Annotated in this window: 20 protein-coding genes and 1 pseudogene; 6 read left to right on the forward strand and 15 right to left on the reverse strand. The window is 66.8% G+C overall.

What is annotated here, in order from left to right:
- Positions 1-23: 23 nt before the first annotated feature.
- The 6 genes from R4I43_RS21805 to R4I43_RS21830 all read right to left on the reverse strand — a co-directional run bounded on the left by R4I43_RS21805 (position 24) and on the right by R4I43_RS21830 (position 6,641).
- A complete protein-coding gene (locus R4I43_RS21805; RefSeq protein WP_324267535.1) occupies positions 24-1,517 on the reverse strand; it encodes an FAD-dependent oxidoreductase in 1,494 nt (497 codons plus the stop codon).
- Complete coding sequence (locus R4I43_RS21810; RefSeq protein WP_324267536.1) at positions 1,510-1,848, reverse strand: (2Fe-2S)-binding protein; 339 nt, start codon at positions 1,846-1,848, stop codon at positions 1,510-1,512. The genes R4I43_RS21805 and R4I43_RS21810 overlap by 8 nt, the downstream gene beginning before the upstream one ends.
- The gene (locus R4I43_RS21815) at positions 1,845-2,999 is read right to left on the reverse strand and encodes an NAD(P)/FAD-dependent oxidoreductase (protein ID WP_324267537.1); all 1,155 of its coding nucleotides are present in this window, start codon (positions 2,997-2,999) and stop codon (positions 1,845-1,847) included. The genes R4I43_RS21810 and R4I43_RS21815 overlap by 4 nt, the downstream gene beginning before the upstream one ends.
- A gap of 54 nt (positions 3,000-3,053) precedes the next feature.
- Positions 3,054-4,055, reverse strand: a complete 1,002-nt coding sequence (locus tag R4I43_RS21820; protein ID WP_324267538.1) for a proline racemase family protein — start codon at positions 4,053-4,055, stop codon at positions 3,054-3,056.
- Between the two features lie 48 nt (positions 4,056-4,103).
- Positions 4,104-5,603 carry an aldehyde dehydrogenase (NADP(+)) gene (locus R4I43_RS21825; protein WP_407691288.1) on the reverse strand — a complete coding sequence of 500 codons (1,500 nt, stop codon included), beginning with the start codon at positions 5,601-5,603 and terminating at the stop codon, positions 4,104-4,106.
- 132 nt (positions 5,604-5,735) lie between these two features.
- On the reverse strand, positions 5,736-6,641 hold the full coding sequence (locus R4I43_RS21830) for a dihydrodipicolinate synthase family protein (RefSeq protein WP_324267539.1): 906 nt from the start codon (positions 6,639-6,641) through the stop codon (positions 5,736-5,738).
- 304 nt (positions 6,642-6,945) lie between these two features.
- Between R4I43_RS21830 and R4I43_RS21835 the strand changes: the two genes are divergently transcribed.
- Complete coding sequence (locus R4I43_RS21835) at positions 6,946-8,412, forward strand: alanine/glycine:cation symporter family protein (protein ID WP_324267540.1); 1,467 nt, start codon at positions 6,946-6,948, stop codon at positions 8,410-8,412.
- 244 nt (positions 8,413-8,656) lie between these two features.
- On the opposite strand, the gene R4I43_RS21840 is transcribed toward R4I43_RS21835, so the two are convergent.
- The 6 genes from R4I43_RS21840 to R4I43_RS21865 form a co-directional block, all read right to left on the reverse strand.
- Positions 8,657-9,550, reverse strand: coding sequence for a dihydrodipicolinate synthase family protein (locus R4I43_RS21840; protein ID WP_324267541.1), 894 nt, complete (start codon positions 9,548-9,550; stop codon positions 8,657-8,659).
- A 104-nt stretch (positions 9,551-9,654) separates the two neighbouring features.
- Entirely contained in the window at positions 9,655-11,172 is a 1,518-nt protein-coding gene (locus R4I43_RS21845; RefSeq protein WP_324267542.1) for a tripartite tricarboxylate transporter permease, read from the reverse strand.
- On the reverse strand, positions 11,169-11,675 hold the full coding sequence (locus tag R4I43_RS21850; RefSeq protein WP_324267543.1) for a tripartite tricarboxylate transporter TctB family protein: 507 nt from the start codon (positions 11,673-11,675) through the stop codon (positions 11,169-11,171). The genes R4I43_RS21845 and R4I43_RS21850 overlap by 4 nt, the downstream gene beginning before the upstream one ends.
- On the reverse strand, positions 11,675-12,628 hold the full coding sequence (locus R4I43_RS21855) for a tripartite tricarboxylate transporter substrate binding protein (RefSeq protein ID WP_324267544.1): 954 nt from the start codon (positions 12,626-12,628) through the stop codon (positions 11,675-11,677). The genes R4I43_RS21850 and R4I43_RS21855 overlap by 1 nt, the downstream gene beginning before the upstream one ends.
- A gap of 52 nt (positions 12,629-12,680) precedes the next feature.
- Positions 12,681-13,382 (reverse strand): GntR family transcriptional regulator, encoded by a 702-nt coding sequence (locus tag R4I43_RS21860; RefSeq protein ID WP_324267545.1) that lies wholly within the window; start codon positions 13,380-13,382, stop codon positions 12,681-12,683.
- Between the two features lie 611 nt (positions 13,383-13,993).
- Positions 13,994-14,866: a helix-turn-helix domain-containing protein gene (locus R4I43_RS21865; RefSeq protein WP_324267546.1), complete on the reverse strand. Its 873-nt coding sequence runs from the start codon at positions 14,864-14,866 to the stop codon at positions 13,994-13,996.
- Between the two features lie 939 nt (positions 14,867-15,805).
- On the opposite strand from R4I43_RS21865, the gene R4I43_RS21870 reads away from it, so the two are divergent.
- Positions 15,806-16,600 (forward strand): SAM-dependent methyltransferase, encoded by a 795-nt coding sequence (locus tag R4I43_RS21870; protein WP_324267547.1) that lies wholly within the window; start codon positions 15,806-15,808, stop codon positions 16,598-16,600.
- 263 nt (positions 16,601-16,863) lie between these two features.
- Here the strand turns inward: R4I43_RS21870 and R4I43_RS21875 are convergent, their stop codons facing one another.
- Together R4I43_RS21875 and R4I43_RS21880 are read right to left on the reverse strand one after the other, a co-directional pair.
- A complete protein-coding gene (locus tag R4I43_RS21875; protein ID WP_324267548.1) occupies positions 16,864-17,484 on the reverse strand; it encodes a histone-like nucleoid-structuring protein Lsr2 in 621 nt (206 codons plus the stop codon).
- A 33-nt stretch (positions 17,485-17,517) separates the two neighbouring features.
- Positions 17,518-18,324, reverse strand: coding sequence for a LysR family transcriptional regulator (locus tag R4I43_RS21880; RefSeq protein WP_407691289.1), 807 nt, complete (start codon positions 18,322-18,324; stop codon positions 17,518-17,520).
- Here R4I43_RS21880 and R4I43_RS21885 point away from each other — a divergent pair.
- The 3 genes and pseudogenes from R4I43_RS21885 (at position 18,236) to R4I43_RS21895 (ending at position 21,721) form a co-directional block, all read left to right on the forward strand.
- A complete protein-coding gene (locus tag R4I43_RS21885) occupies positions 18,236-19,531 on the forward strand; it encodes an MBL fold metallo-hydrolase (RefSeq protein WP_324267550.1) in 1,296 nt (431 codons plus the stop codon). The genes R4I43_RS21880 and R4I43_RS21885 overlap by 89 nt on opposite strands.
- Positions 19,531-20,859 carry an MFS transporter gene (locus tag R4I43_RS21890; protein WP_324267551.1) on the forward strand — a complete coding sequence of 443 codons (1,329 nt, stop codon included), beginning with the start codon at positions 19,531-19,533 and terminating at the stop codon, positions 20,857-20,859. The genes R4I43_RS21885 and R4I43_RS21890 overlap by 1 nt, the downstream gene beginning before the upstream one ends.
- A gap of 255 nt (positions 20,860-21,114) precedes the next feature.
- Positions 21,115-21,721, forward strand: a pseudogene (locus tag R4I43_RS21895) (IS5 family transposase).
- A gap of 684 nt (positions 21,722-22,405) precedes the next feature.
- On the opposite strand, the gene R4I43_RS21900 reads toward R4I43_RS21895, so the two are convergent.
- Positions 22,406-22,876, reverse strand: a complete 471-nt coding sequence (locus R4I43_RS21900) for a hypothetical protein (protein WP_324267552.1) — start codon at positions 22,874-22,876, stop codon at positions 22,406-22,408.
- A gap of 725 nt (positions 22,877-23,601) precedes the next feature.
- On the opposite strand from R4I43_RS21900, the gene R4I43_RS21905 reads away from it, so the two are divergent.
- Positions 23,602-24,786, forward strand: coding sequence for a PAS domain S-box protein (locus R4I43_RS21905; protein ID WP_324267553.1), 1,185 nt, complete (start codon positions 23,602-23,604; stop codon positions 24,784-24,786).
- Positions 24,787-24,874: the final 88 nt, after the last annotated feature.

The raw sequence follows: 24,874 nt of genomic DNA on the forward strand, positions 1-24,874 counted from the left end.
CTCTCCCACGCGCCACACCCGGTTCACTTGTGCTGAGGCGTCTCGGCGAGTTGTTCGAGTGGAATGGGGGCGGTGAAGGACTGTTTGGCGGTGGGTCGCAGGTCATCGCCAGTGAGCTCGCGGCCTTCCTGGGCGGCGGCGAGCTTGGCTGAGGCGAAACCGCAGACTCGGCCTTGGCACCAGCCCATTCCTGGACGTGCCATCAGCTTGACTGTGCGGGCGTCGCCCGCCCCGAGCTCGTCGCGGACAGCAGATACCTGCTGGTAGGTGACTTCCTCGCAGCGGCAGACCGTTGTCTCGGCGCGCAGCCATTCGTGCCAGTGGCGCGGAACGGGGTGTGCGGTGTGCATGGCCGTGGCGAAGCGTCGGTAGCGGGTGATGCGTCTCTGCAGCGTTTGGACGTTTTTCTGCGAGACCTGCATCTGCTGGTCTCGCGCGGCTACCAGGCCGGCCAATTCGCCTTCGGCGACCGCCAACAATGCTCCGCCGACGCCGGTGGCCTCGCCGGCGACGTAGACCCCGGGCACGGTCGCCCGCTGCTCTGCGTCGACGACCGCCACGAGTGAGTCGTCGATGTCCTTGCGGGTTGCGGCGCCGGTTGCGGTGATGAGTTCCAGGGATGGCGTGAAGCCCCACCCGAGCGCGACGAGGTCGACGTTGGCGGTGTCCACCTTCTCGCAGACTCGTCCGTGGCGATCCAGCCGTGACAGTTCGACGGACTGGACGGCTTCGGAGCCGTGGATCGCGGTGATCGCGGTTCGCTGCCGGTACGGGATGCGGTGGCGGATCAGTCCGGCGGTGTACTCGATGGCCTCGCGTGCTTTGGAGGGGACCGCTGCGGCGGCTAGCGGATTGCGTGACCACCCTGTGATCGATCCGGCTTCGCAGACGGCGACGACGTCCGCACCTGCCTGGGCCAGGCCGGTGGCCACGGGTAGCAGGAAGGGGCCTGTTCCGGCGACGATCGCGCGACGGCCAGCCAAGGTGCGGTGGGCCTTGAGCAGGGCTTGGACGCCGCCGGCCGCCATAACTCCGGGAAGATCCCACCCGTGGATCGGCAGCTGGCGGTCGTAGCCGCCTGGGCAGAGGATCAACGCGTCGGTGGTGACAGAGTGCGGGGCCTCGACGCCGGTGTGGGTGGCTTCAGCGTAGGCGGTGGTCAGGTGCAAGGTGTGGGTTGGCCTGTCGTTTTCGCTGGTGGGGCGTTCGACGAACCAGACCTGGCGGCGTGGCAAGTGGGTGATCTGCTGCCGTGCGCTGAGCTGGTGAAGCCGTGCACGCAGGTCGGTGAAGGTGGACCAGTCGTGGTGGCCGAGCGATTCGTCGTCGCGTGGCGCGGCCTCGTCGGGATGGCGCCAGTACTGGCCGCCAGGCTGTTCCCCGGCGTCGACGAGCACGACCCGGCGCCCAGCCTCGGCCGCAGCGACAGCGGCGGCGAGCCCGGCTGGGCCCGCTCCGACCACGGCGACGTCGTAGCGGGGCCTCGCGGATGCGGTGTTGGGGTCGTGCTCAGTCATCGGTGTCGTCTCCAGTCTCGAATGGCCCGTGACCGAGCACGGTGCTCGACAGCGCCATGCCGGGCCGCGCCGGGACCAGGCAGGCGCGCTGGTTCGGTACGCCGTCGACGGTGATCAGGCAGTCGTAGCAAATACCGATCCCGCAGAACAGACCACGAGGCCGGTGGTGGACGCGTGTCGTGCGCCAGGACCGGATCCCGGCGTTGGCCAGAACCGAACCGACGCTCTGACCCGCGATCGCCGGAAGCGGGCGGCCGTCGAAGAGGACCTCGAAACGCTTCGGGTCGGTCGTGCTCGTGGCGGGGTCGTGCTGGTGGTGGGTAGGACTCATGATGCCTCCACGAGGTCGAAGCGTTCGGGTGCGAACGGCGCAAGGTCGAGATCGGGTTCTTTGCCGGTCATCTGCTGGACCAGCAGTTTCGCCGAGCCGACAGCAAGCCCGATGCCGGCGCCTTCGTGCCCCGAGGCGTGCCACAAACCGGGCGCGCGCGGATCGTGGCCGATCACGGGCAGGTGGTCGGCGCAGTACGGGCGGAATCCGTGGTAATTGCGCATGATCTTGGTGCTGGCCAGCGCGGGATACAGGCTCATGGCCTTGCCCGCGATCTGGCGCAGCGCGGGCAGCGAGACGGTGGAGTCGAATCCGACCCGCTCGCGTGAGGACCCGATGAGGATGGTGCCTGCCCGGGTGCCCTCGATGACCGTGGAGGTCTGCAGCCCTTCATCTGAGGAGGTGGTGCTGGCGACGTAGTCGCCGGAGTAGACCTTGTGGAATACCGTCCGCGGAAGTGGCTCGGTGATCAGCACGAACCCGCGCCGAGGGAGGATCGGCACCCGCACACCAGCAAGTTGGGCGATGTTTCCGGCCCAGGTTCCGGCGGCGTTGATGACGTGGCCAGACTGGATCGCGCCCCGGCTGGTGACGACACCGATCACCGCGTCGCCGTCGCGGAGCATGTCGGTGACCTCGGCGCGCGTCCAGATCTGGGCGCCGCGCTTTCGGGCGAGACGGATCAGGTGCGCCGCCATGAGCATGGGCTGGACCTGGCAGTCTTGTGGGTAGAACGCGGCTGCGGTCAGATCTTTGGTGATGTGCGGTTCGTAGGCGTGAACCTCATCAGCGGCGACGTTGGTTACTTCGATCCCGGCGTCGCGCTGACGCTGGGAGAGTTCGGCGAGATTCTGGGCCCCATCCTCGGTGGCGGCGACGATCAAGCCACCTTTGTTCTCGAACTCCCACAGGTGGTTGTGCGGGTCGAGATCAGAGCGCCAAACCTGGTTCGAATATAGGGCCAGATCGAGTTCGTGCCCGGCTTCCTTGTCCGAGACCAGTAGGTTGCCCTCGCAGGCGCTGGTGGTCCCGCTGGAAATCTCGCCGCGCTCGACGACGTGGACGCGCAGGCCTTGCTCGGTGGCGAAGTAGGCGCACGCGGCGCCGAGCGCGCCTGCGCCGATGATGACGACATCAGCGGTGTGGGCCATCGCTGCCTCCGTTGGTCGGTTCCGGACGATGGGGGAGTTTCGCGGAGCTGCAATTCAGAGCTCGAAACCCGCCGGGAAGGGGTCGGAGGGATCGAGCATGTACTGAGCGGTTCCGGTGACCCAGGCACGTCCGGTGATCGTTGGAACCACCGCGGTGCGACCACCAACTTCGGTTTGCTCGACGAGTCTGCCGACGAAGGTCGTGCCGATGAAGGATTCGTTGGTGAAGTCGGTGTCGAGAGCGAGTTCGCCGCGGGCGTGCAGCTGCGCCATCCGAGCGCTGGTGCCAGTGCCGCACGGCGAGCGGTCGAACCAGCCCGGGTGGATGGCCATCGCGTGTCGTGAGCGTTGAGCGGTCGAGCCGGGCGCTTTGAGATAGACGTGGTGACAGCCGGAGATGTCGGGCCGTTCGGGGTGCACTAGCGGAGTCTGCTCGTTGATCGCCGACATGATGGCCAGGCCGGCGTCGAGGAGCTGTCGTTTGGCCGCGCGCTCGAACGGCAGTCCTAGCGTCTCCAAGTCAACGATGGCGTAGAAGTTGCCACCGAAGGCGATGTCGCAGACGACCGGGCCGAAACCCGGAACGTCGATCTTCTGATCGAGCACATGGCTGAACGATGGCACGTTCTTGATCGTCACCGACTCGGCGTGCCCGTCGCGGACCGCGACGTCGGCAACCACCAGGCCCGCGGGAGTATCGAGACGGACCTGGGTGACGGGTTCGATCACCGGCACCATCCCGGTTTCGACCAGAACGGTGGCGGTGCCGATGGTGCCGTGACCGCACATCGGCAGCAGCCCGGAGACCTCGATGAACAACACACCCCAGTCGGCATCAGGGAGGGTCGGTGGCTGCAGGATCGATCCGGACATCGACGCGTGACCTCGGGGCTCGCACATCAGCAGGGTGCGCAGGTCATCGCTGTTCTCGATGAACCACTGCCTCCGCTCGGCCATCGTCGCCCCGGGAATGACCCCGACGCCCCCGGTGATGACTCGGGTGGGCATGCCCTCGGTGTGTGAATCGACGGCGTGCAGGACGCGACTGGTCCTCATCGACCGCTCCTTTCGACTGCGAACACGGCCCAGGCCGGTTCGGGTAGCTCATTTCTGCAGGATGCCGTTGACGCGGCGGGGCACCAGCGTGGTGGGGGAGTCGGCCAGCTCGTCGGGTAGCAGGTGCTGCGGGTAGTTCTGGAACGCCACGGCGCGCAGGAAGCGGGCGATCCCGGCGGTGCCGACCGAGGTGGTCGCAGGGGCGGTCGTTGCCGGGTACGGGCCGCCGTGCTGCTGCGCGTAGGTCACCGACACGCCAGTGGGCCACTGGTTCCACAGCAGGCGGCCGGCCTTGTTGACCAGGACCCGGGTGAGGTCGGCGGCAACAGCGTCGGTCTCCTCGGCGATCAGCGTTGCCGTGAGCTGGCCGTCAATGGCCTCAGCGACATCGACGAGTTCCTGCTCGTCGTCGTAGGTCACCACCAGTGCGGTCGGACCGAAGCACTCGGTGAACAGCTCGTCAAGGTGGGCCAGCAGAGTGGCGACGTCCGTGGCGAGCAAGGTCGGCGTCGGGGCGTTGCCCTCGGGACTCGGGCCGCGGCGAAGGACCCCAATGCCGGGCTTGGAGCTCAGTCGCTCGAGGGTTTCGTGGAAGCCCATCACGATGCGTTCGTTGAGCAGCGGCGCCGACTGCGACAGCTCGGTGCCGCGCAATGCTTCGGTGACCGTTGCTCCAGAGGGGACCAGCAGCAGGCCGGGCTTGGTGCAGAACTGTCCTGAGCCGAGGGTGAAGGAGCCAGTGAACTCCGAGGCGATCTCAGCTCCCCGGGCCGCATCGGCTGCGCGGGTGACGAAGACGGGGTTGACGCTGCCCAGCTCGCCGAAGAACGGAATGGGTTCAGGGCGAGAGCTGGCGATGTCGAACAGGGCACGACCACCGGCAATGGACCCCGTGAACGCCCCAGCCTTGACGTGTGGGTTTGAGAGGGCGGTCCGACCGGCTTCGGCACCCCAGACCAACTCGAACAGCCCAGACGGGGCGCCCGCACTCTGCAGTGCCGTGCGCACGACGGCTCCAGTGGTCGCCGACAGGTCCGGGTGCCCGGAATGCGCCTTGAGGATCACCGGGCACCCCGCGGCAAGTGCGGAGGCGGTGTCACCACCGGCGACGCTGAAGGCGAACGGGAAGTTGCTGGCCGCGAAGACCACGACCGGTCCGAGCGGCACCTGGGAGCGGCGCAGCTCCGGGCGCGGCGCGCCCATCGGCCACTCAGGGTCCGCATGGTCGATCCGAGCGTCGAGATAGCCACCCTCGCGGACCGTTTCGGCGAAGAGCCGAAGTTGGAAGCTCGTGCGCTTGAGCTCGCCGTTCAGCCGGCCCTCAGGGAGGTGGGTTTCGCGTTGCGCGATGGGGATGAGCACCGACGCGGCATCCTCGAGAGCATCGGCGATCGCCTCGAGCACCCGGCTGCGTTCGGCGCGGTCGGTGTTCGCCCAGATGCGGCTCGCTTCGGCGGAAGCTGCGACGATCCGATCGACTTCCTCATCGGTGGTCGGTTCTGCCGGAGCCATGAGCGCGCGAGCCAGGCCTGTCTCGGTGGTCGTCATCGGGGTGCCTTCCCATGGGGTTGCGCGTGGTCGTGAGGAGGGGGCGTCAGCCGGGATGGCTCGTGAACGGCGCGGCCCGTGCAGGGTCGGAGTAGGGGGTGGGACGGTAACGACCGTCCCACCCCCTACTGCTTACTTGTAGCCCTTGGCCAGGGCGTTCTTGGTGTCGGCGGTGACCTGCTCGGCGATCTCCGGAGCCAGCGGCGAACGCGGCGGGCGGCACTTGCCACCCTTGCGGCCGATCACGTCCATCGACAGCTTGATCGCTTGCACGAACTCGGTCTTGGAGTCCCACCGCAGCAGCGAGTGCAGGTCGCGGTACATCGGCAGTGCCTTGGCAATATCGGCCGGATCGCCGGAAGTGGCCAGGTTGTACAGCTCGAGGCTGGCTTCGGGCAGTGCGTTGGGATAACCCGCAACCCAGCCCACCGCGCCGGCCAGGCCCAGCTCCAGGAGAACGTCGTCGGTGCCAACCAGCAGGTCGAGACCGGGGGCGAGCTCCTTGATCTCGTAGGCCCGTCGCACGTCGCCGGTGAACTCTTTGACTCCGACGATGTAACCCTCCGAGTGCAACTCGGCCAAGAGCGCAGGGGAGAGGTCGATCTTGGTGTCGAAGGGGTTGTTGTAGGCCACGATCGGAATCCCGACCTCTGCGGCAATCCGGTAGTGCTTCACGATCGCTGCGCGGTCGGCGCGGTAGACGTTCGGCGGCAGCATCAACACCGAGTGCGCGCCCGCCTCGGCGGCGTGCTCCACCCAGCGGCGGGTTTCGAGGGCGCCGTAGGCGGCGACACCGGGCATCACGTGGAAGCCCTCCGGCGCAGCCTCGACCGCGGTGGTCACGACGCGAGCGCGTTCCTCGGCGGCCAGGGTCTGGTACTCGCCCAGCGAGCCATTCGGCGTGATGCCGTGCAGGCCGTTCGCGGCGAGCCATTGGACGTGCTCGGCGAAGCCGTCGTAGTCGACCGAAAGGTCGTCGTTGAACTGCAGGGCCGAGGCGACATGGATGCCGTGCCAGGGCTTGAGCTGCTCGGTCATCGAGCCTCCGCTTCTTTTAAGAACGAGATGCGAACAGGAGTAGTATGTGACATTGCACTCTGGTCCGCAAGAGGTTATTGTCATGTGACATGGCACACCGAGGCGGCCTCTCGAGCCTGGGGCAACATCGACTGCCCCTTCGTTCGGAGGTGGGTCCCCCAGGTCCCCGTTGACGCCGGTGAGGTTCCCCTCGGTCCCGCCAAGCGTTGTTGCGCATGTTTTGCAGATGAGGCTAGACACCCAGGCTGGTGCAATGTTACATGTCACACCTCGCATTCGCTGACTCGATGAGGAGGACTCGCGGATGGAACTGTTGACACAGGTCAACGATTGGCTCTGGACGCCACTGGTCGCCCTGGTGCTGGGCTTCGGGCTGCTGCTGACGTTCCAGACCCGATGCATGCAGATCCGTCTGCTTCCGACGATGTTTCGACAGCTGGTGCGGGGGGAGAAGTCCGAGGAAGGCATTTCCCCGTTCCAAGCGCTGTCGCTGACGTTGTCGAGTCGGGTCGGCGTCGGCAATATCGCCGGTGTTGCGACCGCGATCGCCGCGGGCGGACCGGGGGCCCTGTTTTGGATGGCCGTGATGGCCTTCCTCGGTGGTGCGACGGCGTTCGTGGAATCCACCCTCGCCCAGATTTACAAGCGCCGGATCGACGGGCAGTTCCGTGGCGGCATGCCGTACTACATCGAAAAGGGTCTCGGACTGCGCAAGGTCGCCGTCGTCGCGGCCGTCGTGGCGGCGCTGCTGTACGCGATGCTGGCGCCCGGCGTTCAATCCAACGCCATCTCCGGCAGCTTCGAGTCGGCTCTGGGCGTTGACCCGCTGATCAGCGGGCTTGTCATCACGGCCGCCCTGGCGTTCATCATCGTCGGCGGACGGCAGCGCATCGTGAAGTTCGTCGAGGTCATCGTGCCGTTCATGGCAGGCGGCTACATCCTCGCAGCCGTGATCGTGCTCGCCTCCAACGTGACCGCGCTGCCCGGCGCCGTGGGACTCGTGCTCTCGAGCGCATTTGGTGCCCACTCGATCTATGGGGGCATCCTGGGTTCGGCGATCGCATGGGGGGTGCGTCGCGCGTTGTTCTCCAACGTTGCTGGCGTCGGCGAAGGCACTTACGGTTCGGCCGCCGCCCAGGTTTCGCACCCGGCCAAGCAGGGCCTGGTGCAGTGTTTCTCGATCTACATCGACACCTTGTTCATCTGCATGGCAACGGGACTGATGATCATCGTGACCGGCGCCTACAACGTTGAGCCAGCGGGCGACCCCGCCCTGGCGTCGAACCTGCCCGGTGTGGAGGCGGGCCCGGCCTACACCCAGGCTGCGATGGACTCCGTATTCGCAGGCACCGGTGGTTCCTTCGTCGCGGTGGCAATCGCCCTGTTCGCATTCTCCACGCTGGTGGCCTTCTACTACATCAGCGAAACGAACGTGGCCTACGTGCTCGGCCGGACCCCGACCGCAGCCACCGCCATCCTCAAGGTTGTCCTGCTCGGGATGACCTTCTGGGGCTCCGTGCAGTCCGCCGACCTGATCTGGGCAGTTGGAGACATCGGCTACGCATCCCTGGCCTGGGTCAACATGCTGTGCTTGCTGTTTTTGGCCAAGCCAGCGCTGCGGGCCCTGCGTGACTTCGATGCCCAGCGGCGGCGCGGCCTGGATCCGACCTTTGATCCTGCCTCGATCGGCATGTCCGACCTCGACTGCTGGAACACCGGCGTCGGAACGAACTCGGCAGCTGGAGCCTCGGCCGAAGATCGGAGTCGTTGATGAGCGGTAAGCGAGACCCGCACGTCCGTTCGGGAGCGTCCCACAGATGTGGGTTGCGCTGGGCATGCTGCTGTCGACCCTGTCGATGGCTGGTCTGGCTTCAGCTCACACCCGAGCAGTTCCAGGGCGGGCGGTGGTCGTGGCAGCCGGGGCAAAGTTCGCCGAAACGGGCCTCGCAGCGTCGAACGGAGCGGAGCTGGCCAGCATTGGGCGGGCTCTTGCCTGCGGAGGCGTCCGACGATGGTCAGGTGCGAGCTGCTGCGGCGAGTTCTGCGATCAGCGTGCGGGCTGCGGGCAGTACTTCCGGGTGGGGCATGCGCATGTCCGGTGATCCGATGCCGAGGTGGTGCAACGCCAGTTTGATCCCCTGCGGTGTGCCGGCCAGTGCCCGCAGGACCTCGTCGGCGCGGGTCTGGGCAGCAGATTCGGCGTTGGCGTCGTCGGCGGCGACGGCATCGGCCAGGGCCATGAACGGTTCGGGGAATGCCGAGGACAGGCCCGAGACCACCCCTGCGCCTCCGGCGTGGACGACGTTCGCGAGGTCGGTGTCGGCGCCTGACCAGAGTTCTGCGGCCGGGGGAAGCGCGTGGCGGTACCGGGCGAAGTTGTTCGCGGCGGTGCCGCTCAGCTTGGCGCCCGCGACTCCGGTCTGGGCCGCGATCGCGGCGAAGTCATCCGGTCCGATCTCGACGCCGGACCTCTCTTCGAACAGGTAGCCGTAGAGGGCTGAACCGGTTTCGCGCGCGGCGTCGGCGATCGCCGCGAAGTGCCTGTGAACGGCGGCCGCGTCCGAGGGCAGGTAGTAGGGCGTGAGGGCTGCGAATCGCCGAGCGCCCAGTGCTGCCGCGTCGCGCAGGATCGCCACGGCCTCGCGGGTGCTCGCCGCCCCGGCGTGCACGACGACCCGGTCCGGTCCGAACGCAGCCACCGCGGCCTCGGCGAGCGTGCGGCGTTCCGCGCGCGAGAGGGCGGGGAACTCTCCCGTGGTTCCCGCGATGAACACGCCGTCCACCCGCCCCGCGAGGTGCGCCAGCAGCTTGCCCGTCGCAGCGTTGTCCAGTTCGCCGTCGCGGTCGAACAGCGTTGGTGTCGCGGCCAGTACTTCGGCGCGACGGCGGGGTGCGGGTGCGGCGGGCATGTTGCTCCCTCGTGTTGTCAGGTGAACCGGGTCCAGCGCCGGACGAGCCGGGCGGACGTTGCCGCCGGTCGGCGGACCCGAATCGGCGGGGGATGCTCGGAGTGTCAGGAACGGACGCGACCGGGCTCGTCCATCGCGTTCGCCGAACGCGTCCGGCGGGTCTTGCGGGCACGGGCGAGCAGCGGTGTCACCAGGCCGATCGCCGCCAGCGCCAGCAGCGCCGCTGAGACCGGCTGCGTCACCAGGATGGACGGGCCGTCGATGATGAGCGCTCGGCGGAGGTTCGCCTCGGCCAACGGTCCCAGCAGCAGCCCCAGGACCACCGGCCCGGCGGGGAATCCGGTGCGCTTCATGATGAGGCCGACGACGCCGGAGGCGAGCATGACCCACACGGTGTAGGTGCTGTTCGTCGTGGCGTAGGTGCCGATGGTGCAGAACAGCAGGACACCGGTCCACAGGTAGTGCGGGGGGAGGTCGAGCAGCCGGACCATGCCGCGCATGCGGACGAGTCCTACGACCAGCGACAGCAGGGTGGCGATGATCATGATGGCCGCGATCGTGACGATGAGGTCCGGGCTGTCCGCGAAGAGAGACGGCCCCGGTTGCAGGCCCCAGATCACCATGGAGCCGAGCATCACGGCCATCACCGAATCGCCGGGAATCCCCAGCGCCATCGTCGTGGTCAGCGAGCCGCCCAGGGTGGCGCCGGACGCGGTGTCGGCTGCGGTGAGGCCTTCCAGCGAGCCCTCGCCGAATTTCTCAGGCTTCCTGGACATCCGCTTGGCGCGGTCCCAGCCCACCAATCCGGCGATGTCGCCACCGGCTGCGGGCAACGCGCCCACCACCGTTCCGATCGCGCTGCTGACGGCGAACGGGCGGGCGAGCTGCTTGTACTCGGTTCGCTTCGGCCACCACCGGCCGAGGCTGGAGATCGGTTTGGCGTTGCCCGGCCGGTAGGTGAGCAGCTGGTCGAAGAGCTCGGCGACGCCGAAGAGACCGATGATGACGGCGATGAACGGCAGCCCGGAGTTGAGGTCGTCGATGCCGAAGACGAACCGCTTGTCGCCGGTGATCGGGTCGCGGCCGATCGTGGCGATCGCCAGCCCGGCAACGCCGGCGAGCAGTCCTTTGAGCAGCGATCGGGAGGAGACCGACACCATCACCGTCAGTCCGAAGACGACGAGCGAGAACATCTCGGCCGGGCCGAATTCGAGCGCGAACCGGGCGATCGGTTGGGCAGCCAGGACGAAGACCACCATGGACACGAGGATGCCGCCGGTGGTGGCCAGGGTGGAGATGACCAGCGCGAGACCGGCTTTGCCCTGCTTGGCGAGGGGGTAGCCGTCGAAGGTCGTCGCGATCGAGGCCGGCGTGCCGGGGGTGTTGACGAGGATCGAGGGGATCCGGTCGCCGAAGTTGGCGCCCACGTAGATCGCCAGCAGCACGGCCAATCCCGACACCGGGTCGAGGGTCAGGGTGAATCCCGAGGCCAAGGCGACCGCCATCGTGCCGGTGATGCCCGGCAGCGCGCCCACGAGCGTGCCGACCAGGAGTCCGGCGAGCAGGCAGAGCGCCGCGGTCGGGTCGAGAAGGGCGTCGAGGCCCTCGACGATCGCGTTCACAGCGGCACCTTCAGCAGCGTGTGGAAGGGCAGGTACACGAGTGCGGTGACCACGGCCGGGTAGATCAGCAGCGTCCGCCAGCCCCGGCCGCCGACCAGGTAGGTCATCGCGCTGAGGAACACGGGCGCGGCGACCGCGAAGCCCACCAGCGGCCAGAGCGCAACGAACGCGGCGGTGAGCGACACGGTCGCCACCAGCAGCGGCCAGCCCCGACGGGTGGCCGCTTCGAGGTCGGTTCGCGGGAAGGGAGGACGCACGACGGCGACCACTAGGTAGGCCGCTGCCAGCGCCAGACCGATCATGCCGAGCAGCTCCGGCCACCAGCGCGGGTCGATGCCGTCGGTTTCCCGGCGGACCTCGATGCCCTTCGCGAGCAGCACCAGCGCGCCGGTGGCGGCGAGGGCGGTCGCTGCGCAGCAGATCTCCAGCGACCGGGATGGGCGAGCGGCGCTGCTCTCGGGCGGGTCTTGCGCGACGGCCTGCGGGTGCGCCGTTGTGCCCATCAGCTGCCTCCGAGGAGCTTCCCGAACCGCGCGTGCTCGGAGTTAACGAAGCTGGTGAACTCCGCGGCGCTGCGGTACACGGGCAGGTTTCCGGGGGTGGAGATCGCCTTGATGAACGTGTCGGTTTGCGCGGCCCTCTTGATCGCGGATTCCAGGGTTTCGCGCACGTCGTCGGGCAGTCCGGCGGGGGCGTAGATCCCGCCCCAGCCGCCGAATTCGAGGTCGTGACCGGCTTCGGCGGCGGTGGGGACGTCGGGCATCTGCGGGTGGCGCTCGTGGTGGAAGATCGCGAGGGGGCGCAGTTGGCCTTCTCGGTACGCGCTCATGGTTTCGCCTGCGCCGGCCACTGCGGCATCGACCTGGCGGCCGACAGCGGCTGCGACCGCGGGGCTGCCGCCGTCGAAGGGGACCGGCGCCAGCTTCGCGCCCGCGCGCTGCGCGAGGCCCAGCGTGGTCGCCTCCCAGATCGAGCCGGCTCCGGCGTTGGACACCGAGAGCTCCCGGTTCTTGGCGGCGTCGAGGAATTCTTGCAACGTCCGGTACGGGCTGTCTGAGGGCACCGACAGCACCCCGGGCGCGTGCATGACCTGGCCGAGGAAGTCGTAGTCGGCGGGGTCGACGTCGAAGTCCTGGTGTCCGAGCATCGAGACCTCCACGGGGGAGAACCCGATGGTGTAGCCGTCGGGCCGCTGGTCGGCGACGTACTGCATCGCGGTCGATCCGGAGGCGCCTGGGCGGTTCTCGACCACGATGGAGGTGCCGAGGATGGGTTCGAGCTCGGCGGCCAGCGCGCGCGAAGTGAGGTCGGAGCCGCCACCTGCGGCGGCCTGGACGATGAATGTGATGTCGTCGTCGGGATAGGCGCCGTCGCTGTTCGGCGTGCCGGCGCAGGCCGATAACGCGACGGCGAGGCTGGCTGCGAGGCCGGTCAACACCATTCTGGTTCTGGGCATGGCTGGCAACTCCTTTGTTGTGACATGCCGATGCTGTGGTACGGGTGTCGGATCAGGTCTTTTCCTGTTCCAGGAAGCGGGTGTAGGCGGTGAGCAACCTGGTGCGGGAGCCCGCGATGTGCTCTTGCAGCAGCTCCAGCGCCCGTTGCTGCTCGCCGGCGACGATCGCGTCGAGGAGTTCGACGTGGTCTCGGTAGGTGGGTGTCAGGTCTCGGTCTTCGGCGTTGGTGACGGTGAGCATGTCGGCGAAGGTCGGCCGGTACTGCTGCCAGACGTTGTCGATGCGGCGGTTTCCCGCGAGCTTGTAGAACCCCGTGTGGAAGTCCAGGTCCGCGTCGGCGAACGCGGCGGCGTCCTGTGCGGCCGCTGCTGCCGACATGCGTTCGAGAACTCCCTGGATCTCCGTGAAATCGGCGGAGTCCGCGGACATGCACTGCTGCACCGCATGGGATTCCAGTACTTCGCGCAGCTGGTAGAGCTCGTCGATGTCGGCCGGGCTGAGTCCGATGACGAACACGCCTCGTCGCCGCGATTCGACCAAGCCCTCCACCTCGAGCTGGCGCAGGGCGTCGCGAACCGGCCCGCGGCTGACGTCGAAGGTCTTCGACAGCTGCGATTCCACCAGGTGCGTGCCGGGGAGGAGCTTGCCGACGATGATCATCCGGCGGAGGTAGTCGACGACGTGGCGACCAAGTGCGGGTGCCGGTCGTGCGGTTGCTACGAGGCTCTGCCATTCGGCGTTTGCGCTGGTCACCGTTCTGCAATCCTTCCTGGGAGTCGATTGCCGGTCAGCGGTTAACCGTAAACTATGCGCTCGATCCGGTGAAAGCAAGAGCCGACGGGGTGCTTCGGCGCTGGCGTCTCGCGGCCTTCGAACGGTTGCTTGCGCTGGGCAGCGATTCCTGCAACGGTTCCTGACCGCCAATCTCTTCGGCGCTCATTCTCGAGTTTTTCCGTTCGGCCCGCGTGTTTCGCGTCAGCTCAGCCCTGCGCCCGCCATCGCCGGTGAAGTGCCGCAGTGCGACCGATATCCGCGCAAAGGAGTGGCATGTCGAGATCACGCTTAGCCGATCGATCGTCGCGTTTCGTCTCCGCCGTCTGCCTGGTCCTGACCGTGTACGGTGCCAAAACTCAGACACTGGGGCCTGACCTGGGATTTTATGATCGGTTTCAAGCGGCTCTGGTGTACTCGTTGATCAAGCCGCCGAGGACCTTACGTACGACGGAGGATGGGAGCTTCATCCGTAATCACCGCTGTGAGATCGTGCTCCGGCGGGTGTTGGTCGAGGCTCTGATGTGGACGATGGGTGTTGAAGTGGTCCGCGTATTCACACAGCACCCTCATAGCGTGCCGCTGATGGTAGATCAGGAGCCGGTCGGTGCATTCCTCGGGACGGTGCGGACGAATCGCTCCGCGTAGCAGTTCGCCCGTGGTGTCTGCGGTGGCGTCTTGATGACCGTCACATCCTCGGAAGTGAAGACCGCGTCGAATTCCGGTGTGTATTTGGTGTCGCGGTCACGGATGAGGAATCGGAATGATGCGGCCCGTTCGCCCAGGTCCATCAGAAGGCTGCGGGCTATTTGGGCGGTCCAGGCCCCAGTGGGGTGGGCGGTGACACCGAGAACGTGCACGGTGCGGGTACGAACCTCCATGACGAACAAGACGTACAGCCGACGAAGGTTGATCGTGTCGACGTGGAAGAAATCGACTGCCAACAGCCCGGATGCCTGAGCCCGGAGGAAACTCCGCCACGAGGTGTCCGCATCGCGCGGCGCGGGGCCGATGCGGGAGTTCCGGAGGATGCGGCGGATGGTGCCCGCGCCCACGTGATGCCCGAGGCCGACCAGCTCGCCTTGGATGCGCCGATGGCCCCATCTGGGATTTTCACGGGCCAGGCGGACGATCAGGTCGCGGAGTTCGGTGTTGATCGGTGGCCGACCAGGCCGTGAGGGATAGGTCCACTTCTTGGCGATCAGACGCCGGTGCCAGGCCAGGAGCGTGCCGGGTGTGACGATCCGGCTGGGTCGCAGGGTGCGGGGCAGTATGAGGGCCAGCGCGGACAGGGTTGCTCGATCCGGCCCTGACAAGCGAGGCCGCGGCCCCACCTGGCGGCGTAACACCGCCACTTCGTGGCGCAGCACGAGGATCTCGACGTCCTTGGCCGCGGTACGCCGGGCGAGCAGCCTCAGCCAGGCGAATACCGTTACCGACGCCATGTACACCAGTCGAAACACCATGATCCGTGATCATTGCCTGATCACAGAGATCAACGAAACCCCTGGTCAAGGACTGCGGACAAGTTGTGGCACGGTACAGGCTGCGAACCCGCTCCTGGCGGACCTGCACGAACAAGCGGGACTCTCGCTGCGCGTTGACCAGCGAATACGGGAGATGTCCACCCTGCTGGCCATGGTCCGAGAGGGATTGGGCGTCACCATCGTTCCCGCACTCTCAACGCCGAAGCGCAGGGCCTTGCCACCATCTAACCGCTTCTGGTCCCACTGTCGGTGACGCCAGCACCAGCAAGGGCCAGCTATGGGCGCGGGCGTCACGCTGACGTAAACCCGCTCGGAATGGGAGGCCTTCGTCGCCGGCGCAGCGGACGGTCAAAGGAAGCCAGCCAATGCTGCCGGAACCCTCTCGTCTCCAGTGCTCCAGAATCGCGCCAACATCGTGAAAACGTACAAGCCACCTTCGAAAATGCTCGGTTAGGAAGTGTGCTCCCTACGCACGTGGGGGTGATCGGGCACAGAGCAACTTCGACCAGTTCGAGGCCCGGTTCGCCACACACGTCGCCAGCCGTGCCGCCGTGGAGAAGTCCAGCCGGATCCGCTTGGGGACTGCCGAGGCGGTGCCAGCAGGCAACTCACTCGACTTCGCGTGGTGCGCTGCAGGTTGCGAAGCGATCTTCGCCAGCCCCGAAGGGCTGGCGCCACAAGGACACTGACGAGCAGACCATCGACGCGCTGCCGAAGTTGCGATCCTCGCCAGCCCCGCTGGGCTGGCGCCCGTACTCGGGTTGCTCATTGTCCTGGTGTGTCCAGAACGTGCCAGGTCATCGACGGCGGTGACGGACAGTGGTTCGACCGCTACGATTGCGTCGGTATTTTTCGCGCGAAGGGGTTTGGCTAGTGTGCTCTGACTACAAGCGATGGGCCGACCGCGAGGGTCGACTCATGCCGTCGGTAGGACTGGACGACGGCGTGCCGACGGCGGCCCGCGTCTACGACGTCATGCTCGATGGCAAGGACAACTATGCCGTTGATCAGGAAGTGGCGGCCGCAAGTCTGGCCGTGATGCCAGAGCTCAAACAGATCGCCATCTACAACCGAGAGATGCTGCACCGCGTCGTGCGGTACGTCGCCGCAGAACAAGGAGTCACCCAGTTCCTTGACCTTGGGTCGGGTTTGCCGACTGCGAGGAACACCCACGAGGTAGCCCAGGAAACGTGCTCCGACGCACGTGTTGTCTACGTCGACATCGATCCCATCGTGCTTGCCCACGGACGCGCGATCCTCGCCAACGACGACAACACGCGCGTGGCCACCGCTGATATTCGTCAACCGCAGCAGGTGCTTGAACATTTCGAAACACTCGAGCTGATCGACTTCACCCAGCCAGTGTGCGTGATGCTGTGTGGCATCCTGCACCACATCCTCGACGAAGAAGACCCCCACGGCATCGTCGCCACGCTGCGCGAAGCGGTTGCGCCCGGTTCCTTCTTCTTCATTACCAACTTTACCAGGCTCGGTGATGCGCCGGAATCGGTTGAGCTCGAGCAGGTTCTGCTCTCCCAACTGGGCACCGGCCGCGTCCGCACACCAGACGAGCTCGCACGCTTCTTCACCGGCCTGGAGCTCTTGACCCCGGGAATTGTCCCGCTTCCGTTGTGGCGTCCGGACGCACCCGTCACCGATGCCACCTCCATTGCAGCGCGCTTCATGACGGGAGGGCTTGCGCGGAAGCCCTAGTGGACGCGGCCTGCAATCCACTGCCAAGGGTCGCGGGGTGGCGTGACCGTCCGGTGCTGTGTCTTGCCACCCCAGGGCGCCCTGCCGCTTCACAGGAAGCCGCGCTCGCGTATGCCCGCGATCATCGCCTTGTCGGGGGCTGTGCTCGGCGTGCTGTTGATCGTGGCGTTCGCCAGGTAGTCCTCGTCTGGACGCAGCGAATCGCGATGGTGGTTGCGACTGGCGCGTGGCTGGTTGGACGTTGGGCACGAGACCACTGCAGCTCAGAGGCGCGGCGTGGTTGAGGTTTCGGTGTCCGCCGCAGTAATGGTGGCTGCGGCGGACACTGATTGAGCAGTGGGCTGTTCGTACCGCTCGACGATCTCGGAGGGGACCCGCCCACGGTCGGAAACTTGCAAACCCCGCTGGCGGACCCATTCGCGAATCGCCTGGTTGTGTTCCCGGACTGCCTGGGTTGGCGCACCGGAGGGCTCGCCAGGCCTGAGGACACGCCGCTTCCGGCCGCCGGTATTACGTGCATTGGCCACGAAAGATGCCCATGAATCCCGAAGTTGTTGCGCTGCGTTGTCGGCGGGCAAGTCGATTTGGTAGTTCACCCCGTCCAGGGCGAACTCGACGATGGGGCCTCGGTACGGGAGGCCGCGCGAGCGGTGGACGGTGTCGCCTCGGAGGACACCTGGCGTGGTACTCCTCCAGGGCCGCGTGGCCGTCTGGTGAGGCCGGTGCGGGGCATCATGTTGAGCACCTCCCGGCTGGACCGCAGGCGTAAGCGGTGGTGATCTCGAGCTGGCCGAGCGGGACCAAGGTGGCCGACCGGCTGCCCGACGAGGTGTACTGGCCACACCAGTGCGCGGCCTGGGCGACCCGGTCGCCACCGGCGACATGTCAGCTATCCACGGCGACCCCGTGCACGCAAGTCACGCCGGCAAGACCCGGCGGCAGTGTGCGATCACCTCGTCGACAACGGCAGTGGCCCGGATGCCCCGGGGAAGGGCAGCGACCAGCGAGTTCGTCCCCACCTGCTCGGCGATCTGCAGGAACTTCAAGGGACGGCCGTCGTGGCTGGCCTGCACCTCGGTCATGAGCAATGACCAGGCCAGCCCTCGGCCGACGATCGCCCGAATCGTCTGGATGTCGGAGCTGCGATACGAGATTTGCGGCGTGACGCCGAACCGGCGCAACAGCGTCTCGTTGAGATAGCTGGCCGGCTCGATGTTCAGCAGGGCCCCGGGGTGGTCGGCGAGGTCGGCGACGTGCACCACTGGCCGGTCGGCCAGCGGGTGATCCGCGGCCACAGCGACTTTGAACCAGCGCTCGCGCAGGACGATCGGCTCGATCTCCTTCAACAGCTGCACCTCGTAGAGGAAGCACAAGTCGATCTGCCCGCGCAGCATGCGGTCCTGCAGCTCCGCAGCGGGTGCCTCGACGATGTCGACGTGCACCTTCGGCCGTCTGCGGGCGAGCAGCTCCACGATCTCGGGAATGACCTGAGCGGACACTGACGGGAAGCAGCCCACGGTGAAGGTGCCGACCTCGCCCTCGTCGTGGCCGGTGAGCCGGCCGACCTCCTGCAGTACGTTTCGGGCCTGGGTCGCGGCCGCCCGGCCCGCCGCCGTGAGGTGGACGCCCTTCGACGTGCGCCGCACGGCGAGCTGCACACCCAAGGCGGTCTCCAGTTCGCGCATCGCCTGGCTGATCGCCGCCTGGGTGACCTGGCACCGCACGGCGGCCCGCGTGATCGACCCGTCCCGGGCGACCGCCACCAGGTACTCGAGCTGCCTCAGCGTCACGTCTTTCATAAGCGCAGTTTATGACTTGGCCAAGCAGATTCAGCTATGCCTGGGCATCGGGCCGCGCGACAGTGGTTCGAAGGCAGGAGAACACGCACAAAGGAGTGCCATGCCCAGTCCGCACGTTGTGACCCTCGGAACGGCTGGCGGCCCCCGCTGGTGGGACCGCCCGGGCGCTGCAGCGGCACGCAGCGGCATCAGTACCGCTGTTGTCGTAGGCGACGCCATCTATCTCGTCGACGCTGGCCAAGGCGCCGGCCGTCAGCTGGCCCGCGCCGGGCTTCGGATGGACCAGGTTCGCGCCCTGTTCCTCACCCACCTCCACTCGGACCACGTCGCCGACCTCACCGGGCTGCTTCTCTTCGGGCTCTTCGAGCGGAGGGAACCGGACGTGGTGCCGCTCGCAGTGCACGGGCCCGGCGCGCGCGGCAACCTTCCCCCGCTGTCGTCACACGCGAACCTGCGACCGGAACCTGTGGCCCCGGCCAACCCCACCCCGGGTACGGCCGAGATGATCGAACTGCTCTGCGCGGCGCACGCGACCGACCTCAATGACCGGATCTTCGACTCGCTGACCAGTTCTCCGGCCGACCAGCTCGCGGTGCACGACATCGAGCTGCCTGCGGGGACCGGCTTCGATCCGGACCACACCGTCGCCCCGCCGATGGAGCCGATCGAGATCCTCCGAGACGACCGCGTCCTCGTCACCGCGACGCTGGTCGACCACCCACCGACCGCACCGGCGTACGCGTTCCGGTTCGACACGGCCGACGGTTCGGTCACGATCTCAGGAGATACGGCGCCGTGCGACAACCTGGTTCGGCTGGGGCGCGACACCGACCTGCTGCTGCACGAGGCGATCGACCTCGACGCGATCAGCGTCCGCTACACGGACGAGGCAATGCGCCGGGCGACGATGGAGCACCACCGTCGTGCGCACACCACCCCCCGGCAGGCCGGCGAGATCGCCACCGCGGCCACCGCCCGCGCGCTGGCGCTGCACCACCTCGTCCCCGGCGATTCCCCCGCCTCGTCATTCCTGACGGCGTCGGAGACCTTCGATGGCCCGCTGCTGATCCCGGACGACCTCGACGTCATCGAGTTCGCGGCCGGCGCCCGGCTCCGGACGGAGGTGGCCTGATGCACGCGCCCGAGAGCGCTCCGCCCGTGCCACCGGCGACCGAGGCATCGCCGCAGGAGATGCGTCGCATCCTCGCCTCCAGCTTCATCGGCACGGCGATCGAGTACTACGACTTCCTCCTGTATGCCACGGCCGCCAGCATTGTCTTCGACACCGTCTTCTTCACCGGCGTGAGCTCGGGGATTGGCCAGATCCTGGCGTTCGGGACCCTCGCCGCCGGCTACTTCGCCCGCCCGCTCGGCGGGATCATCTTCGGTCACCTCGGTGACCGGCTCGGCCGCAAGTCCATGCTGGTCGTGACCCTGGTCTTGATGGGTGTGATGAGCACGCTGATCGGGCTGCTCCCCACGACCGAGCAGATCGGCATCGCGGCACCGCTGATTCTGGTGTTCCTGCGGATCCTGCAAGGCATCGCGGTCGGCGGCGAGTGGGGTGGAGCGATGCTGCTCGGTTTCGAGCGCGCCAAGAAGGGGTCTCGCGGATTCGCGGCTTCCTTCGCCTACATGGGAGCACCGGCCGGCACCATCCTCGCGACGCTGGTCTTCAGCCTCTTCGCCATGCTGCCCCGGGAGGACTTCTTGAGCTGGGGCTGGCGCATCCCGTTCCTGTTCAGTGCGGTGCTGGCCGTTGTCGGCCTGGTGATCCGGCTCAAGACGGCCGAGTCCGCGGTGTTCCTGCAGGCGGCCGAGTCTGCGAAGGACAAGCAGGTCCCGCTGCGCGAGATCGTCACCCGCTACCCTCGCCAGCTCCTGCTCGCGATCGGCGTCGGCGTGTCCGGCCAGGCCGCTCAGGGCCTGATGGGCGTATGGGCGCTGTCATACGCTGTCAAGGAGCTGCAGCTGTCCTCGACGGGGGTGCTCAATGTGAAAGCGGTGGCCGGGGTCTGCGTCATCGCCATGATCGTCGTCGCAGCCCGGATGTCGGACCGGCTCGGCCGCCGCGGAGTTCTGCTCGGCGGGAATGTCACCGCGATCGCACTCGCCTTCCCGATCATGTTCCTGCTCGACTCGGGCAGCGTGTTCACGGTGTTCCTGGCCCTGTTCCTCGGCCTGGCCGTAATCCAGGCATTCGTCGCAGGTCCCTACGGTGCTTACGCCGCCGAACTGTTCCCCACCCGCATCCGCTACACCGGCGCGTCACTGGGCTACCAGATCGCCGCAGCGATCGGGGCTGGCCTCATGCCCATCACCGCGACGTCGTTGGTCCTGCTGGCCGGCGGCGGACTGTGGATGGTCGCGCTGGCATGGATGGGTGTGACGTCGATCAGCCTCGTCGCGCTGTTGCTGTCCACCGAGGGCAAGGACCGCGAGTTGCACGACATCGCATGACCGGCCATATCCGTGCTGCCAAGCGCCCGTCTTTTGCCGCTCGTGCACGGGCAGGCGATCCTGCCCGTGCACGAGTTCGGATGCTCCCCGCAGAGAGTCCAGGGCGGGATTGTTACCTGTTCGCGCTGCGACCTGCCTGATCTCGTGCAATCGGGTATCCGGGAAAGCACGGGCCGCGTGAGCAGCAATCGCGTGGCTTCCTTTAGAGCGTGTCTCGTTTGGATCTCGACCCGCTGTCCGGGGTGATCGTCCATGGTGGTTGATGCGTTGTCGCGCCGGTTGGTTCCTGACGAGCTGTGGGAGCTGGTCGAGCCGTTGATTCCCGAGGTCAAGGACCGCCCGCAGGGTGGTGGTCGGGCGCCGGCGAACCCTCGGATGGTGTTCACGGCGATCGTGTACGTGCTCACCAGCGGGTGCGCGTGGCGGTGGCTGCCGCCGTCGTTCGGCGTCAAGGTCCCGACCGCACACCGTTGGTTCGTGCGCTGGACCGAAGCGGGCTTGTGGGCACGGATCCATCATGCGGTGCTGGACGAGTTAGGCGGTCAGGGCTTGATCGACTGGTCCCGCGCGGTGGTTGACGCCGCCCACGTGCGGGCCAAAAGGGGGGACCTATGACCGGTCCGAGCCCGGTCGACCGCGGCAAACCCGGTTCGAGACTCCACGTGCTCTCCGACTCCACCGGATTGCCGATAGCTGCATGGCGACAAGGCCTACAACAGCCGCGAACGTCGCAGATGGTTGAGGGGCAAGGGAATCCGACCTCGACTGGCGCGCAAGGACGTCGAGTCCAAGCAACGCCTCGGCCTTCCTCGCCCTGGCTGCCGCCCTCGTCTGCTTCAAACGACTCCAACACGCCAAGTGAGACATGCTCTAAGTGCGCGAATGGCGGTCAAGGCGAGAAGGTCATCTCATTTTGTTCATTTTAACCTAGAACGGGCGAATCTTGAGCGCCCACAAGGAAATCAGCATAGTCGCAATTATGCCTATGTAGATCGCTATCCTCCAGAGTTTCGGCAAGTCAATAGACATTAATATGAGGGCTGCAGCTGGTCCGGCAAATGCGAAAGCAAAATTCCCGACCTTTTGCTTTCTTGGGCTGTTTCTGTTGTCGGTCTCTTCGGCGGGCATGATCGTCCCGTCGCCTAGCGGGTTAGTAAGTCTGCGCCAGCCTACCCAATACCAGCAAACCCCAACAGAACCGCCACCGGAAACGAGGACGCTAGCGACGCCCAGCGCTGTAGCTCCAACGTAGTTTGCGACGGAGCAAGTGTTCGGGGCTAGCCCGCCTCAGATCGCTGTTGTTGATTGGGTCGCCGAATGTGTAGGTGTAGGGGTTGGGTTCTTGTCCGCTGGGGTCGGGTGGGGGTGAAGCGGGCGTGGTGTGGGCGGATCCGCTTGGAGTAGTGCAATGTCGGCTACCTGTTCCGCCGCTGAACTCGCTGAGCATCGCCCTCGTTTTGTCGTACGGCGCCGAAGCGGGGCGTCCAGCAAAGCGGGTTGTGGGCCGCCACTGCAGACTCCCCGGGAACAATTGGGTTTCCGGGGTTCAGAGCCCCGTGCCTGAGTGGAAGCCGCTGCCTTGGTCGAGCTCATCGTCGTCGTAGTCGTAGCGCTCGTAGTAGTCCTTGCTCTCGCGGTGGGCCGCGTCCTCGTCGCGGTAATCGTTTTTGCGCTCGACGTAGTCGTCGCGATGGTCCTCGCGGGTTTCCAGGACTTCCTCGCGTAGGGCCTGGACGGGCCTAGGGCAGAGGCCCAGGCGGGTGGGTCGGCGGTGGCTTGTGCGGGTTTCGGCGTGGCGGGTCTGGATCGCAGCCTCGAGTCGTTGCAGGTAGTCGCCCAGCTCGGGGCTGAGCGTGCGGTGTTCGGGTCGGGCCATCCACGGCAATGCCGGGTGCCACCCGTGGCCGTTGGAGCGTTGCTTGGCCAACGCGGCGGTGACCGTGTCGGCGGTGTAGCGGTGCCCGTCCATCGGATCGACTGTCGGCCGGTCGGCGGGTTGTTGCGCGGCGGTGGTCACGGAGGCATCGGCGTCGAGGCCTTCGTCCGCGCCGGCTGCGGCGAGCTGCCAGACGTGACTCCACGCGGGTTCGTCGACATCGGCGCTGCGATGGTGCTTTTCGATGATGCTGCGCCAGCGGGTGATCCGGTCGTGGGTGGGAGCGGTGAGGTGTGGTGGTGGCGTGTCGTAGATCAGGCGACGGCAAGGGCCCGACGATCAGGCCGGCCCGCGGGCGGGAAACTTTCTGCCGATCGGCGGGCAGGACTTGGGGAATTTGGACCCTGCGTCGCATGGGAGCCGGGTCGTAGGTTCCGGGGTCATGTCGCAGACTGAAGTCACCACGGACGCTGGAACCTTTGTGGATCGCCAAGTCCCGTCCGTCGCTGCCTCACCGAGCAGCGGGCGCGCCAGGTGTATCAAGAGTTAGTGGATGAGTTGGTCGCGACTCAACACGGCAGGGCGGAGATCAAGTCGTATCCACAAGATCAGTAACGATCTTGAATCGGCACACAGTCACGTGGCGACTCCCCATGGTGGCAGCGCAGCCCATCACGGGCCCGGCGGCCCTTTGTTGGTGATCGCATGGCATTGCACCAGGTCGTGCACATGGCACAGCCTGTCGCTCCGTTAGTCACTTCTGGCAATTCACTCACAGGTGTGAACTGACTCGACATGCGGACGAGGCCGTCTACGGTCGACCTATGCCCTTATCGGGTGACCAGGATCGGATTCCGTGGAGGGTCGTGTGCGACCAGGCCGCGTCCGCGATGACGGTGCTCGACCTCGAGGGGCGCTTCCTCTACGTCAACCGGGCCCTGTGCAGGTTACTCGGCTACGAGCGAGACGAGATCGTCGAGCGCCACCGCCACCACTACATCCACCCCGACGACGCGGTTGGGCTCGACATGATCGGCGACGTGCTCGCGGAGCCGTCGGGCGAGGTCTCCCACGAGTTCCGATGCGTGTGCGCCGACGGGCGGGTCATCTGGTTGCTCCTCTCCGCCTCGGTCATCCGGGACGACGAAGACCGTCCGCTCTGCATCGTGACCCACGCGCAGGACGTCACAGACCAGCACGAATCCAACTACCGATGGCAACGGACGTTCGCCAACGCTCCCATCGGGATGGCTCTGCTGGACGCGCGCGGGGTTTGGACAGAGGTCAACGCCGCCTTGTGCGAGTTGGTCGGTTACAGCCACGACGAGCTGGTGGACCTGGATCCCACCGACCTCACGTACCCGGACGAAGAGGCGAGCGCAGCGTTCGCTGATGTCTTCGAGGGGCGCATAGACCGGGTGAGCGTCGAAACCCGCTACCGGCACAAGGACGGGCACCCGGTCTGGCTTCTTATCCGGGTCAGCGCGGTACCAGGCCCAGAGGGCGCGCCTGTGTGCGCAGTCGGCCAGTATGAGGAGATCGGCGATCGCCGCATGTCAGACGAGCACCTCGCACACTTGGCCCTGCACGATCCGCTGACTGGGCTGGCCAACCGCGCCCTGTTGGCCGATCGGCTGGAGCATGCTCTAGCGGAACTACCACGCGACGGAGGCGTGCTGGCCGTGATGCTGGTCGACCTCGACAAGCTGAAGGAGACCAACGACCGCTACGGGCATGCCGTCGGCGACCAGCTCCTGATCTCGGCGGGTGACGCGCTTCTGCACGCCGCGCGGACCGGTGACACCGTGGCCCGTGTCGGGGGAGACGAGTTCGTGGTGGTCAGCCGCGTTCCTGATCTCGCGGCGGCGGAGGCGCTTCGCGACCGCGTGGAGAAATGTCTCAAGAGCGACGTCGTCGCGTCGGGCTGCCGGGTTTCCCTGCAGGCGAGCGTCGGGCTTGCCGCCACGACCTTCCCGACGGTCTCCCGCGTGGAGCTGCTGGACGCGGCCGACCGCGACATGTATGTCCGCAAAGGTCGGAGCCGAGGCTAGACTGCGGCTCGATGCTTGCCCGGCGAGCACCTGCTCGCCCCCACGGCCACCGGAGATCAACGCTGGAGGACCGCCGACTTCACAATTG

The organism is Saccharopolyspora mangrovi (assembly GCF_035320975.1).
GTDB lineage: Bacteria > Actinomycetota > Actinomycetes > Mycobacteriales > Pseudonocardiaceae > Saccharopolyspora > Saccharopolyspora mangrovi.

What these genes read in the sequence shown, in the direction of transcription:
- R4I43_RS21805 (WP_324267535.1), bottom strand. Translation starts at nt 1,517, where the DNA reads ATGACTGAGCACGACCCCAACACCGCATCCGCGAGGCCCCGCTACGAC.
- R4I43_RS21810 (WP_324267536.1), bottom strand. Translation starts at nt 1,848, where the DNA reads ATGAGTCCTACCCACCACCAGCACGACCCCGCCACGAGCACGACCGAC.
- R4I43_RS21815 (WP_324267537.1), bottom strand. Translation starts at nt 2,999, where the DNA reads ATGGCCCACACCGCTGATGTCGTCATCATCGGCGCAGGCGCGCTCGGC.
- R4I43_RS21820 (WP_324267538.1), bottom strand. Translation starts at nt 4,055, where the DNA reads ATGAGGACCAGTCGCGTCCTGCACGCCGTCGATTCACACACCGAGGGC.
- R4I43_RS21825 (WP_407691288.1), bottom strand. Translation starts at nt 5,603, where the DNA reads ATGACGACCACCGAGACAGGCCTGGCTCGCGCGCTCATGGCTCCGGCA.
- R4I43_RS21830 (WP_324267539.1), bottom strand. Translation starts at nt 6,641, where the DNA reads ATGACCGAGCAGCTCAAGCCCTGGCACGGCATCCATGTCGCCTCGGCC.
- R4I43_RS21835 (WP_324267540.1), top strand. Translation starts at nt 6,946, where the DNA reads ATGGAACTGTTGACACAGGTCAACGATTGGCTCTGGACGCCACTGGTC.
- R4I43_RS21840 (WP_324267541.1), bottom strand. Translation starts at nt 9,550, where the DNA reads ATGCCCGCCGCACCCGCACCCCGCCGTCGCGCCGAAGTACTGGCCGCG.
- R4I43_RS21850 (WP_324267543.1), bottom strand. Translation starts at nt 11,675, where the DNA reads ATGGGCACAACGGCGCACCCGCAGGCCGTCGCGCAAGACCCGCCCGAG.
- R4I43_RS21855 (WP_324267544.1), bottom strand. Translation starts at nt 12,628, where the DNA reads ATGCCCAGAACCAGAATGGTGTTGACCGGCCTCGCAGCCAGCCTCGCC.
- R4I43_RS21865 (WP_324267546.1), bottom strand. Translation starts at nt 14,866, where the DNA reads ATGGTGTTTCGACTGGTGTACATGGCGTCGGTAACGGTATTCGCCTGG.
- R4I43_RS21870 (WP_324267547.1), top strand. Translation starts at nt 15,806, where the DNA reads ATGCCGTCGGTAGGACTGGACGACGGCGTGCCGACGGCGGCCCGCGTC.
- R4I43_RS21875 (WP_324267548.1), bottom strand. Translation starts at nt 17,484, where the DNA reads ATGTCGCCGGTGGCGACCGGGTCGCCCAGGCCGCGCACTGGTGTGGCC.
- R4I43_RS21890 (WP_324267551.1), top strand. Translation starts at nt 19,531, where the DNA reads ATGCACGCGCCCGAGAGCGCTCCGCCCGTGCCACCGGCGACCGAGGCA.